The sequence below is a fragment of the Arthrobacter sp. B2I5 genome (genome assembly GCF_030816735.1).
Lineage (GTDB): Bacteria > Actinomycetota > Actinomycetes > Actinomycetales > Micrococcaceae > Arthrobacter.
Window position 1 is genome coordinate 905,109 of sequence record NZ_JAUSYF010000001.1, and the last position, 15,891, is coordinate 920,999.

12 protein-coding genes are annotated in these 15,891 nt (G+C 68.2%); 10 read left to right on the plus strand and 2 right to left on the minus strand.

Going from position 1 to position 15,891, the window contains the following annotated elements:
* Positions 1-52 precede the first annotated feature (52 nt).
* From QFZ60_RS04330 to QFZ60_RS04345, 4 genes are read left to right on the plus strand one after another with little or no spacing between them, the layout of a single operon-like run.
* The gene (locus QFZ60_RS04330) at positions 53-1,255 is read left to right on the plus strand and encodes a glutamate--cysteine ligase (RefSeq protein ID WP_307088496.1); all 1,203 of its coding nucleotides are present in this window, start codon (positions 53-55) and stop codon (positions 1,253-1,255) included.
* A 21-nt stretch (positions 1,256-1,276) separates the two neighbouring features.
* Complete coding sequence (locus tag QFZ60_RS04335) at positions 1,277-2,773, plus strand: aminotransferase class I/II-fold pyridoxal phosphate-dependent enzyme (RefSeq protein ID WP_307088497.1); 1,497 nt, start codon at positions 1,277-1,279, stop codon at positions 2,771-2,773.
* 36 nt (positions 2,774-2,809) lie between these two features.
* Positions 2,810-4,591 carry an N-acetylglutaminylglutamine amidotransferase gene (locus QFZ60_RS04340; RefSeq protein ID WP_307088500.1) on the plus strand — a complete coding sequence of 594 codons (1,782 nt, stop codon included), beginning with the start codon at positions 2,810-2,812 and terminating at the stop codon, positions 4,589-4,591.
* A 3-nt stretch (positions 4,592-4,594) separates the two neighbouring features.
* The gene (locus QFZ60_RS04345) at positions 4,595-5,986 is read left to right on the plus strand and encodes a M20/M25/M40 family metallo-hydrolase (RefSeq protein ID WP_307088501.1); all 1,392 of its coding nucleotides are present in this window, start codon (positions 4,595-4,597) and stop codon (positions 5,984-5,986) included.
* Positions 5,987-6,095: 109 nt separating this feature from the next.
* Here the strand turns inward: QFZ60_RS04345 and QFZ60_RS04350 are convergent, their stop codons facing one another.
* Both QFZ60_RS04350 and QFZ60_RS04355 read right to left on the minus strand, forming a co-directional pair.
* Complete coding sequence (locus tag QFZ60_RS04350; protein ID WP_307088503.1) at positions 6,096-7,001, minus strand: phosphatase PAP2 family protein; 906 nt, start codon at positions 6,999-7,001, stop codon at positions 6,096-6,098.
* A 36-nt stretch (positions 7,002-7,037) separates the two neighbouring features.
* Positions 7,038-8,228: an MFS transporter gene (locus tag QFZ60_RS04355; protein ID WP_307088506.1), complete on the minus strand. Its 1,191-nt coding sequence runs from the start codon at positions 8,226-8,228 to the stop codon at positions 7,038-7,040.
* A gap of 53 nt (positions 8,229-8,281) precedes the next feature.
* Here QFZ60_RS04355 and QFZ60_RS04360 point away from each other — a divergent pair, with 53 nt between their 5' ends.
* The 6 genes from QFZ60_RS04360 (at position 8,282) to QFZ60_RS04385 (ending at position 15,853) form a co-directional block, all read left to right on the plus strand.
* Positions 8,282-9,262, plus strand: a complete 981-nt coding sequence (locus QFZ60_RS04360; protein WP_307088508.1) for an ABC transporter ATP-binding protein — start codon at positions 8,282-8,284, stop codon at positions 9,260-9,262.
* 1 nt (position 9,263) lies between these two features.
* Complete coding sequence (locus QFZ60_RS04365) at positions 9,264-10,883, plus strand: ABC transporter permease (RefSeq protein WP_307088510.1); 1,620 nt, start codon at positions 9,264-9,266, stop codon at positions 10,881-10,883.
* Positions 10,880-11,512: a GbsR/MarR family transcriptional regulator gene (locus tag QFZ60_RS04370; protein WP_307088512.1), complete on the plus strand. Its 633-nt coding sequence runs from the start codon at positions 10,880-10,882 to the stop codon at positions 11,510-11,512. Before QFZ60_RS04365 ends, QFZ60_RS04370 begins: the two co-directional genes overlap by 4 nt.
* A complete protein-coding gene (gene corA / locus QFZ60_RS04375; protein ID WP_307088514.1) occupies positions 11,509-12,525 on the plus strand; it encodes a magnesium/cobalt transporter CorA in 1,017 nt (338 codons plus the stop codon). The genes QFZ60_RS04370 and corA overlap by 4 nt, the downstream gene beginning before the upstream one ends.
* A gap of 61 nt (positions 12,526-12,586) precedes the next feature.
* Positions 12,587-13,615, plus strand: coding sequence for an o-succinylbenzoate synthase (locus tag QFZ60_RS04380; protein ID WP_307088516.1), 1,029 nt, complete (start codon positions 12,587-12,589; stop codon positions 13,613-13,615).
* A 171-nt stretch (positions 13,616-13,786) separates the two neighbouring features.
* On the plus strand, positions 13,787-15,853 hold the full coding sequence (locus tag QFZ60_RS04385) for a PhoX family phosphatase (RefSeq protein ID WP_307088519.1): 2,067 nt from the start codon (positions 13,787-13,789) through the stop codon (positions 15,851-15,853).
* The last annotated feature ends 38 nt before the right edge of the window (positions 15,854-15,891 follow it).

Here is a 15,891-nt window from a genome sequence, read left to right on the forward strand (position 1 = left end):
CCGCAGTCAGGCGGGTTGTTGTTGCGACGTCATATTGCATGGGAAGTGCACGATGACGCGCAGAGTAGGTGTTGAAGAAGAATTCCTCGTCGTCGATCCTGCCGGCGGCCATCCTGTTGCGCTGGGCAGCGTCCTGCAGCGCGCCGCGGAATACCCCAACCTCAGCAGTGAAATGAAGCAGGAACAGATTGAAACCTGCACCCTGCCCCGGCTGACCTTGGCGGATATCGCCCACGACATCACGGCGGGACGCAGGAATGCCGATGCCCTGGCGCGGCAGGCCGGAGCCAGGGTGGCTGCACTCGCAACGTCTCCTCTGTCCGTCGACTCCACGGTGGCACCGGGTGAACGGTACGGCCAGTTGATGCAGCGGTACGGGCTGACCGCCGTGGAACAGCTGACCTGCGGCTGCCACGTGCATGTGGAAATCGAATCGGATGAGGAAGGCGTGGCCATCCTGGACCGTATCCGGATCTGGCTGCCGGTCCTGCAGGCACTCGCCTCGAACTCGCCGTTCTGGAATGGAACGGATTCGGGCTACGCAGGCTACCGCTCGCAGGCATGGAACCGGTGGCCCACCACGGGGCCGACCGAGATCTTCGGATCCGCCGCTGCCTACCACTCAAACGTCAGGCAGATCCTGTCCTCCGGCGTCCCGCTGGACAAGGCAAGCCTCTACTTCGACGCACGGCTCAGCGACCGGCACCCCACCGTTGAGGTCCGGGTGGCTGATGTCTGCCTGTTCGCAGACGACGCGGTCCTGGTGGCCGCGCTGGTCCGGGCATTGGCGGAAACCGCCGCCAGGCAGTGGCGCGACGGCGTGTCCCCGGCCCCCGTGCCCACCGCCCAGTTGCGTCTCGCGTGCTGGCAGGCCAGCCGGTTCGGGCTGGAGACGGACCTGCTGGATCCCGTTGAGGGGATGCCACGGCCCGCGTCCGATGTGCTGGCGGCCCTGCTGGACCATGTCCGTCCAGTGCTGGAAGAGCAGGACGAACTGGCCACCGTGGAGTTGCTGCTGTTCCAAGTGATGGCCAGGGGGACCGGGGCCGCTGCCCAGCGGGAATGGTTCGGCCGGTTAGGGAACCTTCCCGCCATGATCGCCCAGGCCGTCGACACCACGGCCCTGCCCGCAACGTCCGTGCGGGGGCAGGCTGTGCCCGCCCGCCGGCGCAGGCAACCCACCAAGCTGCTGCAGGGGAACGCCCCCGGACCCACGCAGGGTGGCACACCGCAGCTGGACAACCAGACTCTGTAAACCGACACCAGGAGGTCCCCCTTGGGCCAGAATGAATTGGACCAGAACCAGGCACCAGTGATTGACGCGCTGGCGGAACACCAGAAGCTGGGCCGGTACGGCTTCACGCCGCCGGCGCACCGCCAGGGGCGGGGCGTGGACCCGCGCGTGCTGGAGGTGCTGGGGGAGCAAAGCTTCAAGGCCGACGTCGTTGCCTCCTCAGGACTGGACGACCGCAAGTCTTCCAACGGCTACCTGTCCACAGCTGAAGAACTGCTGGCGGCCGCCGTCGGCGCTGACAAGGCCTTCTTCTCCACCTGCGGCAGTTCGCTCTCCATCAAGGCCGCCATCCTGGCCGTGACGCGCGGTGAGGGGGACCTGCTGATCAGCCGTGACGCCCACAAATCGGTGGTGTCCGGCCTGGTGCTGTCCGGGCTGCAGCCCCGCTGGATCAAGCCGCGCTGGGACGACGAGCTGAAGATGAGCCACCCGCCGGCACCGGAAACGGTTGAGGAGATGTGGCAGCGGTACCCGGATGCTTCCGCGGCTCTGATCGTGAGCCCCACCCCCTACGGAACGTGTGCAGACCTCGAAGCCATTGTTGAGATCTGCCACAAGCGGGGGAAGCCGCTGATCGTGGACGAGGCGTGGGGTGCGCAGCTGCCCTTCCATCCGGACACCCCAACATGGGCGATGGATGCCGGTGCGGACATCTGCGTGGTCAGCGTGCACAAGATGGGACTGGGTTTTGAACAGGGCTCCATCTTCCACCTCCAGGGCAACCTGGTGGACCCCATCCGGCTCAACCAGTGCGCCGACGTCCTCTCCACCACCAGCGCCAACACCCTGATCTACGGGGCCATGGACGGGTGGCGGCGGCAGATGGTGCAGGAGGGCAAGGCCATGATCGACCGGGCCCTGAACCTTGCCCGCCGGGTCCGGAAGGAGATTGAGGCGCTCCCCGGGCTGCACGTCCTCGAGGATGAACTGGTCCACGAGGAAGCCTCCCACGACCTGGACATCCTGCACATCCTGATCGACGTTTCCCAGCTGGGCATCAGCGGCTACCAGGCCACGGACTGGATGCGGGAAAACTGCCGGATCGACCTCGGCACCAACGACCATCGGCGGACGGAGGCGGTCATTTCCGTTTCCGACGATGACGAAACAGCGGACAAGCTGCTCAGCGGCCTGCGCGCGCTGGTGGATGCCGCGCCGTCCCTGCCCCGGGCGCCCGCCGTCGTCATTCCCAAGGAAGAGGACCTCTTCCTGGAAACCGTGATGCTGCCCCGCGACGCCTTCTTCGGGCCCGTGGAAGTCATTCCCATTGAGGAATCGCCAGGCCGCATCGCGGCGGAAATGGCCACCCCCTACCCGCCCGGCGTGCCACTGCTGCTGCCCGGCGAACGGATCAACCAGGCGGCCATCGATTACCTCAGGAGCGGCGTGGAAGCAGGAATGGTCCTGCCGGACCCTGCCGACCCCACCCTGAAGACCATTCGTGTGGTCCGGGAAGTACCGCATGAACATGAGCAGTAGGACCTCATCAACCGCAGTGAACAGCAAGGAAGAAACATGTGTGGCATAGCCGGCGAGATCGCATTCAACGGCAGGGCGGCGTCGGGGGAAGCAGTTCTGAAAATCATGGGGGCCATGGCCTCCCGCGGACCGGACGGAAGGGGACACTGGAACGGCGGCTGGGTTGCACTGGGGCACCGGCGGCTCAGCATCATTGACCTCTCCGAAGCCGGGGCGCAGCCCATGGAGGACGACGGCGGACTGACCGTCGTCTTCAACGGGTGCATCTACAACTATCAGGAGCTGCGCCGGGAGCTTGAGCCCGAGTTCAGCTTCCGCTCCACCAGCGACACCGAGGTGATCCTCAAGGCGTACCGGAAATGGGGTGACGACTTTGTCCATCACCTGGTGGGCATGTTCGCGATCGCCATTTACGATCCGCAGCGGGAAGAGGTCCTCCTGGTCCGCGACCGGCTGGGCATCAAGCCGCTGTACGTTTCGCAGCTGCCCGGGAAGCTGCGCTTCGCATCCACCCTGCCCGCGCTGGTGGCATCCGGCGGAATCGATACGGGCATCGACGAAGTGGCCCTGCACCACTACCTGAGCTGGCATTCGATCGTTCCGGCGCCGCGCACCATCCTGCGGGGCGTGCAGAAGCTGCCGGCCGCCACCATCCGCACCATCCGCCCGGACGGCACTTGGCATGACCGCGAGTACTGGCGGCCGGACTACACCCGGAAGCCGGAGCATGCTGGCTGGTCAGTGGTTGACTGGCGGGATGCCGTGCAGGATGCGCTGCGGACGGCAGTACGACGCCGGATGGTTGCGGACGTGCCGGTGGGTGTCCTTTTGTCCGGCGGGCTGGATTCCAGCCTCCTGGTTGCCTTGCTCGCCGACGAGGGCCAGCACGGACTGTCCACCTTCAGCATCGGCTTCGATGACGGCGCCGGCGGCGACGCCGGGAACGAGTTCGAGTACTCGGACCTGGTGGCGCGCGAATTCGGCACCCGGCACGAACGGCTGCACGTGCCCACGTCCGAGTTTGCGCCTTCCATCGGCGGCGCCCTGGACGCGATGTCCGAGCCCATGGCAAGCCACGACGTCACCGCCTTCCACCTGCTCTCCGACACCGTGTCCCGGCACCTGAAAGTGGTCCAGTGCGGGCAGGGGGCCGACGAGGTGTTCGGCGGATACGGCTACCACCAGCCGCTGGCCGGTCTGCCCCGGGAGCAGGCCCTGCCGGCCTTCACGGCAGCATTCGTTGACCACAGCCACGATGAGCTCCTGGGCATCCTGGAGCCCGAGTGGCTGCCCGGGACCGACGTCAGCCGGAAGGTCCTCGCCGACCACCTGGCCCGGCCGGGGGCCGAGACAGCCCTGGACGCCGTCCTTCGGCTGGATACCCACCTGCTCATGGTGGACGATCCGGTGAAGCGGCTGGACAACATGAGCATGGCCTGGGGCCTGGAAGCCCGCGTTCCGTTCCTCGACCATGAACTGGTGGAACTCGCCGCGTCCTGCCCGCCGGAACTCAAGGCAACCCAGGGCGGCAAGGGCATCCTGAAGGACCTGGGCCGGCAGCTGCTGCCGGCCGCGGTGATCGACCGGCCCAAGGGCTACTTCCCGGTCCCGGCCCTGCGGCACCTTGAAGAACCGTTCATCACCATGGTCAGCGATGCCCTCCACGCGCCGGAGGCCAAGCAGCGCGGGCTGTTCCGCCCCGAATACATCGACGGGCTGCTGGAAAATCCCAACAGCCGGCGGACCCCCGTGAAAAGCAAGGTCCTGTGGCAGTTCGCGCTGCTGGAAATGTGGCTGCAGCGCCACGGGGTGGGCTGAGGGATGGCGCCGCCGTCAAAAGTGGACCAGGATGTCCTGGCCGGCCTCCGGCAAGCCGTGCGCGGCGACTTCCGTGCCGCCGTCGGCGAACTCTCTGAGCTGGTCCGCATCCCCGCCATGGCCTGGGACTCCTTCGACCCCTCCCAGCTGGACCAGGCCGCCCAGCAGGTGGCGGGCCTGCTCCGCAACGCCGGGCTGGCCGACGTCGACATCCTGCAGGCACACCGCCCGGACGGCAGTCCCGGTGCCCCCCCAGTAGTGGGACGCCGGCCCGCGGAACCGGGCAAGCCCACCATCCTGCTGTACGCGCACTACGACGTCCAGCCCGCCGGCGCCCTGGAGCTGTGGGAGAGCCCGCCCTTCGAAGCGGTGGAGCGCGGCGGCCGGCTTTGGGGCAGGGGAGTGGCGGACAACAAGGCAGGCGTGCTGCTGCACGTGGCCGCCGTCCGCAACGCACTCCGGGTCCTGGGCAGTGACCTGGGCGTGGGCATTACGGTGTTCATCGACGGCGAGGAGGAGGCAGGCTCGCCGTCGCTGCCCCTGCTGCAGCAGCACGCCGACCTGCTGCGGGCGGACGTGCTGGTGGTGGCCGACTCCGGGAACTGGAAGGTGGGCGTGCCGGCCCTGACCACCAGCCTGCGCGGGCTGGTCCTGGGAACCATCGAGGTGCGGGTGCTGGAGCATGCCCTGCATTCCGGGACCTACGGCGGGCCGCTGGTGGACGCCGTGGCAGCACTGTCCCGGCTCATCGCCTCCTTCCACCACGACGACGGCAGCGTGGCGGTGGAGGGCCTGCCGGCTTCGGAGGAGCCGGGTCCGTCCCTTAACGAGGCAGAGTTCCGCGCCGATTCCCGGGTGCTTCCGGGGGTGCCGCTGGCCGGCTCGGGATCCTTGACGTCGCGGTTGTGGACCAAACCCGCCATGGCCATCATCGGGATCGATGCGCCATCCGTGGCATTGTCCTCCGACACGCTGCAGCCCGCGGCCCGGGCGCGGTTCAGCCTGAGCCTGGCACCGTCGTCTGACACCGCTGCCGCCATGGAGGCAGTCCGCCGGCACGTGGAAGCCCACGTACCGTTCGGCGCCGACGTGGTTTTCACACCGGGCGGCCGGACCGAGGGGTTCGCCGGGGATGCGTCGTCCCCCGCCTCACGGTCAATGCTCGCGGCGATGAGTGACGTCTGGGGTGTTCCCGCTGTTTCCATGGGCGTGGGCGGCTCCATTCCGGCCGTGAACATCCTGAACAGGCTGTACCCGGAGGCGGAAATCCTGATCACGGGTGCCGAGGACCCGGACTCGCGGGCCCACGGGGCCAACGAATCCATCCACCTGGGCGACTTCGAGAACGCCATCGTGGCCGAAGCCCTGCTGCTGGCCCGCCTCAACGCCGGCTGACCCTTTGCTTCCCCTCCCTTCCCCAACTAGGTCGCAGTAGATGTCGGTTTGGGGGCCCAAAACAGCATCTGCTGCTACCTAGTTGGGTGGGTGGCACCAAGGCGGCCCGTCAGCGGCGCGGTGCGCCCCGCCGTCGTGCCGCGAACGCGAACAGTGACGTGGTGGCCACGGTGGCCAGGTAGCCCGCGATCACGATCAACGCGATGCCCGCCCAGAAATAGTTGGTGGTGCTGGCCTCCTGCCACGGGCTGGGCGCAATCCGGATCAGCGAAAACACCGCCACTACGGCCGAGGCCAGCCCGATCAGCACCGGCAGCGTGAGCCAGATCCGGGCCGAGCCAACATGTTCGCCGAACCCGTCCCACTCGTTCCAGGAACCGCGGCGAAGGATCAGCCAGCCCGCCGGAATCATGAACGCGCCCACCAGCAGGAACGCGGCCACCACATCGGCCGGCCGGTGCCACTGGTTGATCAGCGTGGACACCCCGGACGCGATGGCAAAGCTGCCGCCGATGAAGCCGGCCATGGGCCGCCAGCGCGGGGACGCCATCAGGAACACTGCTGCCGCCGCCGACGCCGCCAGCGTGGTGTGCCCGGACGGCAGGGAATTCAGCTCCAGCGTCAGCACCCCTTTGTCCGGGCGCTGGGGCAGCAGGTCCTTCAGCACCTGCGTGGCCACGTTCGCGCCGATGCAGGCGGCCACGGCAATCCCCGCCTCCGCCCAGTGCCGCCGGATCACCGTCACGAACAGGACCACGACGGCGGCCATCACCAGCGAGATGGTGGGCAGCAGGTCCAGGAACCGGGTGGCTGCCTTCCCGGCGGGCCCGTGGATTTCCACCGCTTCCACCAGCGCGGACTCGTCGATGAACTGTCCGGTGGTGGTCTGGACGAAGAAGTAGTAGGTGGCAAACAGGCCGGCAATGCACGCCAGGGTGGACAGCACGAACAGGAACGCCGAGCCCGGGGCAGGCCGGGCCAGGGCCCTGGTGGGTAGTTGCCGTGAAAAAGTCATCGCGGTTAAGGGTGACACAGAAAGCTGGAAGGCCGCTTAGGGGGTGGAGGTGGGTTGGACCGGGTCCAGCCGGGGGATGCTTGCCGCGGCCACCAGCAGCGCCAGGGCGCCCAGCCCGAACGGAAGCACCGTGAGCGTGGCGATGCCGCCCACCAGCAGGGGCCCGCCGGCGTCGCCCAGTTCGCGCCCCAGTTCCGCCGAGCCCATCGTGCGGCCCATCCTCTCGGGCGGGGTGGTGTCCGCCAGGTGGGCGAAGCCGAGCGGGGTCACCGCGCCGATCCCCACCCCGATGCACGCCGCGGCAACGAAAATGGTGACCACGCCGGGGATGGCCGCCACCAGGCCGACGCCCGCGGCAATCAGCAGCAGGCCCGCCGTCGTCCCCTTGTTGTCAGTGACGGCGTGCCGGTCCCGCCGGCGCCCGATCCACGGCTGGGTCAGCACCGAGCCCAGCGCCACCACGCTGACCGCGGCCGTCCCGGCCAAGGCATCCATGCCGTGCCGCGTGGCCAGCGCCGGGAGGAAGCCGACGGCGGCGCCCAGTGCTCCCGTGGAGGCGGCCAGTACCAGCGTGGGGACCAGGAAACGCCGCTCGCCCACCTGCCGGGCCAGGTCCATCACCGTGTACCGCTTCCGCGGCAGCGGCACCAGGTGCGGCACGGACACCAGCACCCACACCGCGGTGACCGCGGCAAGCGCCGACAGGGTGCCGAACAGCAGCGGGAAGCCGCCGGCCAGGATCAGGCCCGCACCCAGCGGCGGGCCAATGATGTAACCCAGGCTTTTCCAGGACCCGTACCGGCCGAAGTAGGTGCCGGCCTTCCCGCCGCGGGCCATCCTTGCCACCATGGCGGACGACGCCGGCGAGAAGGCCGACGCCGCCGCGCCCTGTCCCAGCCGGGCCAGGGCCAAAATGAATGGGTCGGCAGCGCCCAGGCCGATAAGGGACAGCGCGGCAAAGGCGAGGAGTCCGCCGACGACGACGGGTTTGGCGCCGATGCGGTCGCTGAGCGCACCGAAGACCGGCTTCAGGAAGACCTCGGCGACGTCGTAGAGGGCCAGCAGGATGCCCAGGTTCAGCAGGGTCAGGCCGATGTTTCCGCTCTGCGCGCCCAATCCGGCCGCGATGCTGTGGGCCCCGAACGCGGTGACGAACCCGGCGGCATAGAGGGGCGCCGAGGAAGAGCGGGCGGCCTGGCCGCTGGACAGGGGGTCGCCGGTGCTCATAGTGGGGACTTTAGTACCTTCATAAAATTGTGAAAACTCCGAAGACTTGAAGCATGAACACCGTTGTCCACACAGCGAATCTGCATAAGCACTTCGGGCACGTCAGGGCCCTGGACGGGCTGGACCTCGAGGTCCAGCGCGGTGAAATCCACGGTTTCCTGGGCCCCAACGGCGCCGGGAAATCCACCACCCTGCGCATCCTCCTGGGGCTGGCCAGGCCCACCTCCGGCTCCGCGGCTGTCCTGGGCTTCGAGCCCTGGAGCCAGGCCGTGGAACTGCACCGGCGCCTGGCCTATGTGCCCGGGGACGTAAGGCTCTGGCCCAACCTGTCCGGCGGCGAGACCATCGACCTGCTGTCCCGGCTGCGCGGCGGCACCGCGGACGGTGCTGCATACCGGCGCCGGAAGGACCGGCTGTGCCAGGTGTTCGACTTCGATCCGGCCAAGAAGGGGCGCGCGTACTCCAAGGGCAACCGGCAAAAGGTGGCGCTGATCGCGGCCCTGGCCACGGAAGCCGAGGTCTACCTGCTGGATGAGCCCACCAGCGGCCTTGACCCCCTCATGGAGGAGGTCTTCCGGCGCGAGCTGCTGGCCGCCGTCGACCGCGGAGCCACCGTGCTCCTCTCCAGCCACATCCTCTCCGAAGTGGAGGTGCTCTGCCATCGCGTGAGCATCATCCGCGCCGGCAGGATTGTGGACGGCGGCACGCTTGATTCGCTGCGGCACCTCACCAGGTCCGAAGTTTCGTTCGCCGCGGACGGCCTGGACGCGGAGGCATTGGCCCGCCTGGGCGCAGTGCATAACCTCACGCTCGACGCCGGGCGGGTCCGGTTCAGTGCCGACTCGGACCGGATCGCGGAAGTCCTTCCCGCACTGGGCGCCCTGGGCGTCCAGGGCCTGACGATTGTTCCGCCGTCGCTGGAGGAGCTGTTCCTCCGGCACTACGGGGATGCCTCGGCTGCTCCGGAGGGTGATGCACCCGCCGGTGGACATGGTTCGCGGCGCCACCTGCTCGGCGCGCGTGGGCGGAGCTGACATGGGCGTCCTCCTTGTCCTCTGGGGCCAGCGCCTGCGGCGGGACCGCTGGCAGCTGGTGAGCTGGGTGGCGGCCATCGGGATGTTCGCACTGTTTGCGGCGGCCGCCGTCACCCAAACCTACGGCAGCGCAGCGGCACGGACCGAGATTTTGCAGGTGGCCATCGCCACGCCCGCCATCCTGATGCTGCGCGGCCTGCCCCGCGGCGCGGAGCAGGGCGCCTTCACGTTCTTCCTGATCTACGCATTCCTCGCCCTCCTGGCCGGCCTGATGAGCACCTTCCTGGCAGTACGCCACACCCGCGCCGACGAAGAAACCGGCGGGGCGGAACTGGTGGCCGCAACTCCCGCCGGACGCCTGCTGCCCAATATCGCCACCCTGCTGCACGGCGCCGCCGCGAACATCCTCGTGGCGCTCGCCGTGTTCGCCGGCTTTACCGCCCAGGGCCTGGACCCGCAAGGTTCCCTGACCGCCGGAGCCGCAACGGGCGCCGTCGGCCTCGCATTCCTGGGCGTGGGACTGCTCGTGGCCCAGTTCATGGGGACCTCGCGCGGCGCCAACGGCGTCTCTGCCGCGCTGGTGGTCCTTGCCTACCTCCTGCGGGGGATCGGGGACGCCACCGGGACGCCCGGCGCCGACGGAACCACCATGACCGAGGGGCCCGCCAGCTGGTTCTCACCGATCGGCTGGGGCCAGCAGACGTATGCCTACTCAGGGAACCGCGCCTGGCCGCTGCTGCTGCCGTTGGCGCTCGCAGTCGTCTGTCTGACGTCCGCCTGGTTCATCCTTCAAAAACGGGACACCGGGGCCAGCGTGTGGGGTGCCAGGCCGGGACGCCCAGCTGCCCGGCCGGGCCTCCGGAGTCCGGTGGCCCTGGCACTGCGGCTGCAAAGCGGATCCATCATCGGCTGGGCGCTGAGCGGGCTGGCGCTGGGGCTGCTGGCGGGGTCGCTGGGCAAAGCGGTGGCCGCCCTTGATACGCCCGGGACGGGTATCACGGCGGTGATGCGGGCAATGCTCCAGGCGCAGGGAGTCTCCCTGACCCAGCTCATGGTCTCGGTGATCTTCTCGATGGCCGGGGTCCTGGCGGCGGCCTGTGCGCTGCAAGCGGTCATCAGGCTGCGGCAGGAGGAAGCGGCCGGAACCGCCGAACTCCTGCTGGCCGCTCCCGTGGGGCGGGTCCGGTGGCTGGCCGGCTACCTGCTGCTGGGCGCGGCGGCCGTGGTGCTGGTGGTAGGACTGACCGGCCTGGGTGCATGGGTCACGCTGACCGGCTCCGGTGACTCCATGCCGGCCGATGCCTTGTGGGAGACCGCCCTGGCCCAATTGCCGGCGGCGCTGATCTACCTGGCCGTTCCCGCCCTGGTGTTCGTCCTGTGGCCCGCCGCGACCATCGCCGCCAGCTGGGCGCTGCTGGCCCTGGGCGTGATGCTGGGCATTTTCGGCGGCATGCTGGGGCTGGACCAAAACCTGCGCAACCTGTCTCCGTTCACCCACACACCGGTTCCGCAGGGTGACGCCACGGACTGGAGCGGCGCATGGTGGATGCTGGCCGTCGCCGCGGTGGTTGCCGCACTGTCCGTTGCGGTGATGCGGCGGCGGGAAGTGGGGTCGGCATGAGCTCTGAGGCCCGTCTTGGTGCCGGTCCCGTATCCGGGCCTGGTTCGGTACCCGGGGCCGGTTCGGTATCCGGGGCCGGTTCGGTATCCGGGCCTGGCTCGGTTCCCGGGCCTGGTTCCGTATCCGGGCCTGGTTCGGTATCCGGGCCTGGTGAGTCTGCCGATGCCGGTGCCACTGTCGCCGCTGCCGAACGAACCGCTGCTGCCTTCGCCGCCGCCGGTTTCCCCAAGATGCCGGCACGGACGCTGCTTGCACTGGTGTCATCCGAGACAGGGAGCCTCACGGCGGCCGAGCTCGGGGAGCGGCTGGGCGCCAGCGCCGCGGCGGTCTCCGGGGCCGTGCGGTACCTGCAGACCGTGGGCTTCATCCACCGGGTGTCCCAGCCCGGCAGCCGCCGCGACCTCTACGCCCTGCACGAGGACGAGTGGTATGTGGTGTCCATGCGGAACAGTCCCATATACGAAAAGCTTGCTTCCCTGACGGATGCGACGGCGGATACCCTCCCGGAGGGATCGGCCGCACGGGCCCGCGTGGCGGATATGGCCCGCTTCTACCGGTTCCTCAATTGGCGGATGCCGGCCCTGCTGGACGACTGGGAGCGGGAGCGGTCCGGGGAGGGTACGCCGTGACCATCATTGACAACGCGGTGTACGTGAACGGGCTGCGCACCGAGGACCCCGAGGACCTGGACGAGACCTACTTCCTGCTCCGCCAGCGCGAGGGGATGGCGTGGATCGGGCTGTACCGGCCGGACGGGGAGGAGCTGCAGTCCGTCGGCGAGGAATTCGACCTCAACGCCCTGGCCATCGAGGACGCGCTTGCCGGCCATCAGCGGGCCAAGCTGGAGCACTACGGCGAGTGCCTGTTCCTGGTGCTGCGGCCAGCAAGGTACCGGGACGACGAGGAAAAGGTGGACTTCGGCGAGATCCACATCTTTGCCGGTGATGAGTACGTGGTGACCGTCCGGCACGCCGAGTCTCCGGACCTGGCCAAGGTCCGGCGCCGGATGGAGTCGATGCCCGAATTCCTGGCCCTGGGGCCCGACGCCGTGCTCTACGGGATTCTGGACCAGGTGGTGGACGAGTACGAACCGGTGGTGGCCGGCCTCGAAAACGACATCGATGAGATTGAGGATGACCTCTTCGGGGCCGATCCGGATGTATCCCGCCGCATCTACGAACTGTCCCGCCAGGTGATCATTTTCCAGCGGGCCACCAGTCCGCTGGCCGGGATCCTGCAGGCCCTCATTGCCGGGGCTCCGGACCGCGAACAGGCAACCGAGCTCCGGGACCACTACCGCGATGTCCTGGACCACGTCATCCGGATCAATGAGCGCGTGGCATCTTTCCGCGCCCTGCTCCAGAACGCGCTCGCCGTGAACGCAGCCCTGGTGGCCCAGCGGCAAAACGAGGAAATGCAGCGGATGACCGAGTCCAGCTTTGAACAGAGCGAGCAGGTCAAGCGCATCTCCTCCTGGGCTGCCATCCTGTTCGCTCCCACGCTGGTGGCATCCATCTACGGCATGAATTTCGCCAGCATGCCTGAGCTGGCATGGACCTACGGCTACCCCTACGCCCTGGGCCTGATGGCGGCGCTGGGCCTGGGCCTTTACCTGGCGTTCAAGCACAACAAGTGGATCTGAGTTGTCCACATGACCCCGGCAGCCCCGCTGCTGCCCCCGGAGCCGCCGGTACAGTGAAGCCATGCCTGCCCGCGATACCCTGATCCCTCCACTGGACGAGTTGCTGTCAGGCGCCCATGTGGTCAGCCTGCCCATGCGGGTGAAGTTCCGCGGCATCATGGAACGTGAATCGCTGCTGCTGCGCGGCTCGGCGGGCTGGGGCGAGTTCTGCCCGTTCCCCGAGTATGGCGACGCCGAAGCGTCCCGGTGGCTGGCCGCCGCCATCGAAGCGGGTTGGCAGGGGTTCCCGCCCCCTGTGCGGCACTCCGTCCCGGTCAATGCCACCGTGCCAGCCGTTTCCGCAGACCGCGTTCCTGACGTGCTGGCCCGGTTCGGACGGGTGGACGCCGTCAAGGTCAAGGTGGCCGAGCAGGGGCAGTCCCTGGACGACGACGTCGCCCGGGTAGGTGCTGTCCGCAGCGCTTTGCCGGACGCAGCCGTCCGCGTGGACGCCAACGGTGGCTGGGACGTGCCCGGCGCGGTGGATGCCCTGACCCGGCTGGCGCCGTTTGGGCTGGAGTACGCCGAGCAGCCGGTGTCGTCGATCGAGGGCCTGGCTGAGGTGCGGTCCCGGTTGCGGGAGGCCGGGACGCCGGTACTGATCGCGGCGGATGAGAGCGTCCGCAAGGAAACCGATCCGCTCAAGGTGGCCCGGGCGGGGGCGGCGGACCTTCTCGTCGTCAAGGTGGCACCGCTTGGGGGAGTGCGCCGCGCCCTGGACATCGTGGCACAGGCCGGACTTCCCGCCGTCGTCAGCTCCGCGCTGGACACCTCCGTCGGCATCCGTGCTGGCCTTGCGCTCGCCGCCGCCCTGCCGGAGTTGCCCTACGCCTGCGGCCTGGGAACGGTGTCGCTGTTCGAATCGGACATCACGCTGGACCCCCTTGTGGCCGACGACGGCGCCATCCGCCTCCGCGACGTCAGCGCCGACGCCGGGCTGCTTGAGCAGTTTGCAGCGTCCGCCGAACGCCTCAACTGGTGGCTGACCCGGCTCCGCCGCGTCCACGCCCTCCTCAGCTCAACACCCACCCCACCATCGATTGCTCCGTAACTGTCGTTCTCAGGTCCCAAAACGGCAGTTACTCAGCAATCGATGAGGGTTTGGAGGATGTTCCTGCAGGTCACGGGCGGTTCACCATAACTTCATCCAATTGATGGCTTCCTGTAGGAACCGGCTGGAAGGGTGATCAGGCACGCCAGCGAGATTCCTTGGAAGGTTCCCATGTCTGAAACTGCCCGCAAGTTCACCCTGCTGCCCATGCTCGGCCACACCAAGGGCAAGCGGAGCCCCGTCACCTGCGCGCTCAAGTGTGACAACGCCTGCGCCGGCGATGTCTGCAACACCAGCTCCAACAGCTACTTCCGCGACATTGCCTCCGCCACCCTGTCCCGCCGCACCGCCCTGGGCATGGGAGCCGCCGGTGCACTCGCCGTCGTCTTCGGCTCAGCGGTGGGCTCCGCCGAGCCCGCTTCCGCTGCCGGCTTGTCCAAGGCCGCCAAGGAAGGCTTTGGCAACTCCAAGCTGCAGTTCACGGCCATCAAGCCCGTGGACAAGGCCGTGGACGCCTTCACCGTGCCGGAGGGCTTCACCTGGCAGCCGATCATCCGCTGGGGCGATCCGCTGTTCGCCGACTCGCCCGACTTCGACCTGAACAACCAGACTGCAGCGGCCCAGGCCCGCCAGTTCGGCTACAACAACGACTACACGGACATCCTGGAAATCCCGGGCACCAAGGGCCGCCGCGCCGTGCTGTTCACCAACCACGAATACACCAATGAGGGCATCATGGTCCCGGCCGGTTACGACGCCGCAGAAACTCGGGCCATTGGCCGGGCCGCCCACGGACTGGCCGTGGTGGAACTGGAGCGCAAGAACACGGCCAAGCCGTGGAGCTACGTCAAGGGTGCCCCGCTGAACCGCCGCTACCTCTCGGACACCACGTACGAACTGACCGGCCCCGTCGCCGGCTCGGCACTGGTCAAGACCGTCGCCGACCCGTCCGGCCGCGCCGTCAAGGGCACGTTCGGCAACTGCTCCGGCGGCACCACCCCCTGGGGCACCATCCTTTCCGGCGAGGAGAACTTCAACGGCTACTTCGTCGCAGGCGGCACCTCCGCCGGCGACAAACGCTACGGGCTCACCGCCAAGCCCACTGCGCGCGAGTGGGAGCTGGACGACTCCCGCTTCGACACTCGCAACCCCGGCTACGAGAACGAGGCCAACAGGTTCGGCTGGATCGTCGAAGTCGATCCGTTCGACCCCACCTCAACCCCCAAGAAGCGCTCCGCCATGGGCCGTTTCAAGCACGAGGGCGCCAACGTGATTGTGGCCGAATCGGGTCACGTGGTGGCTTACATGGGCGACGACGAGAAGTTCGATTACCTCTACAAGTTCGTCTCGGCAGAGAAGTACCGTGAAGGCGACCGACGGCACAACATGAACCTGCTGTCCGAGGGCGACCTCTACGTCGCCAAATTCACCGGCAACTCGCCTGCCGCGGACATCGACGGAACGGGCAAGCTGCTGGCCGACGGCGCCTTCGACGGCACCGGCGAATGGCTGCCCCTGGTGGTCGGCGGGAAGTCCGTCGTCCCCGGGATGTCCGTGGAGGAGGTCCTGGTGTACACGCGCCTGGCGGCGGACAAGGTGGGCCCCACTAAGATGGACCGCTGCGAGGATGTCCAGCCCAGCCTGCACACCGGCAAGGTCTACGTGGTTTGCACCAACAACTCGGACCGCGGCACCGGCACCAAGGAAGGCGCCACCGAAGTCAACCCGCGCAACCAGAACCGCGACGGACACATCGTGGAAATCACCGAAACCGGCGACCAGACTTCCACGAAGTTCAACTGGACGCTCCTGATGGTCTGCGGTGATCCGGCCCAGGGTGACGTCACCTACTTCTCGGGGTACCCGGTGGACAAGGTCTCGCCCATCTCCTGCCCGGACAACGTGGCCTTCGACTCCGTGGGTAACCTCTGGATCTCCACCGACGGCGCCCCCTCCGGCATCGGCTACAACGACGGCCTCTTCAAGGTCACCCTGGACGGTGCTGAGCGCGGAAAGGTGGAGCAGTTCCTGTCCGTCCCGCGCGACGCCGAAACCTGCGGCCCGGTCATTCACGACGACGAGCGCACGGTGTTCGTCGCCGTGCAGCACCCGGGCGAGGACGGCACCTTCGAGGCGCCCAACTCCCTCTTCCCGGACTACGTCCCGGCAGGTACGACGCCGGCACCCGGCCAGGTGCGCGCCCCGCGTCCCGCAGTGGTCCAGGTTTTCCGCGCCTAACTCCCATCGTTGCTCTATCACTTTTGGTCCCCAGGCCC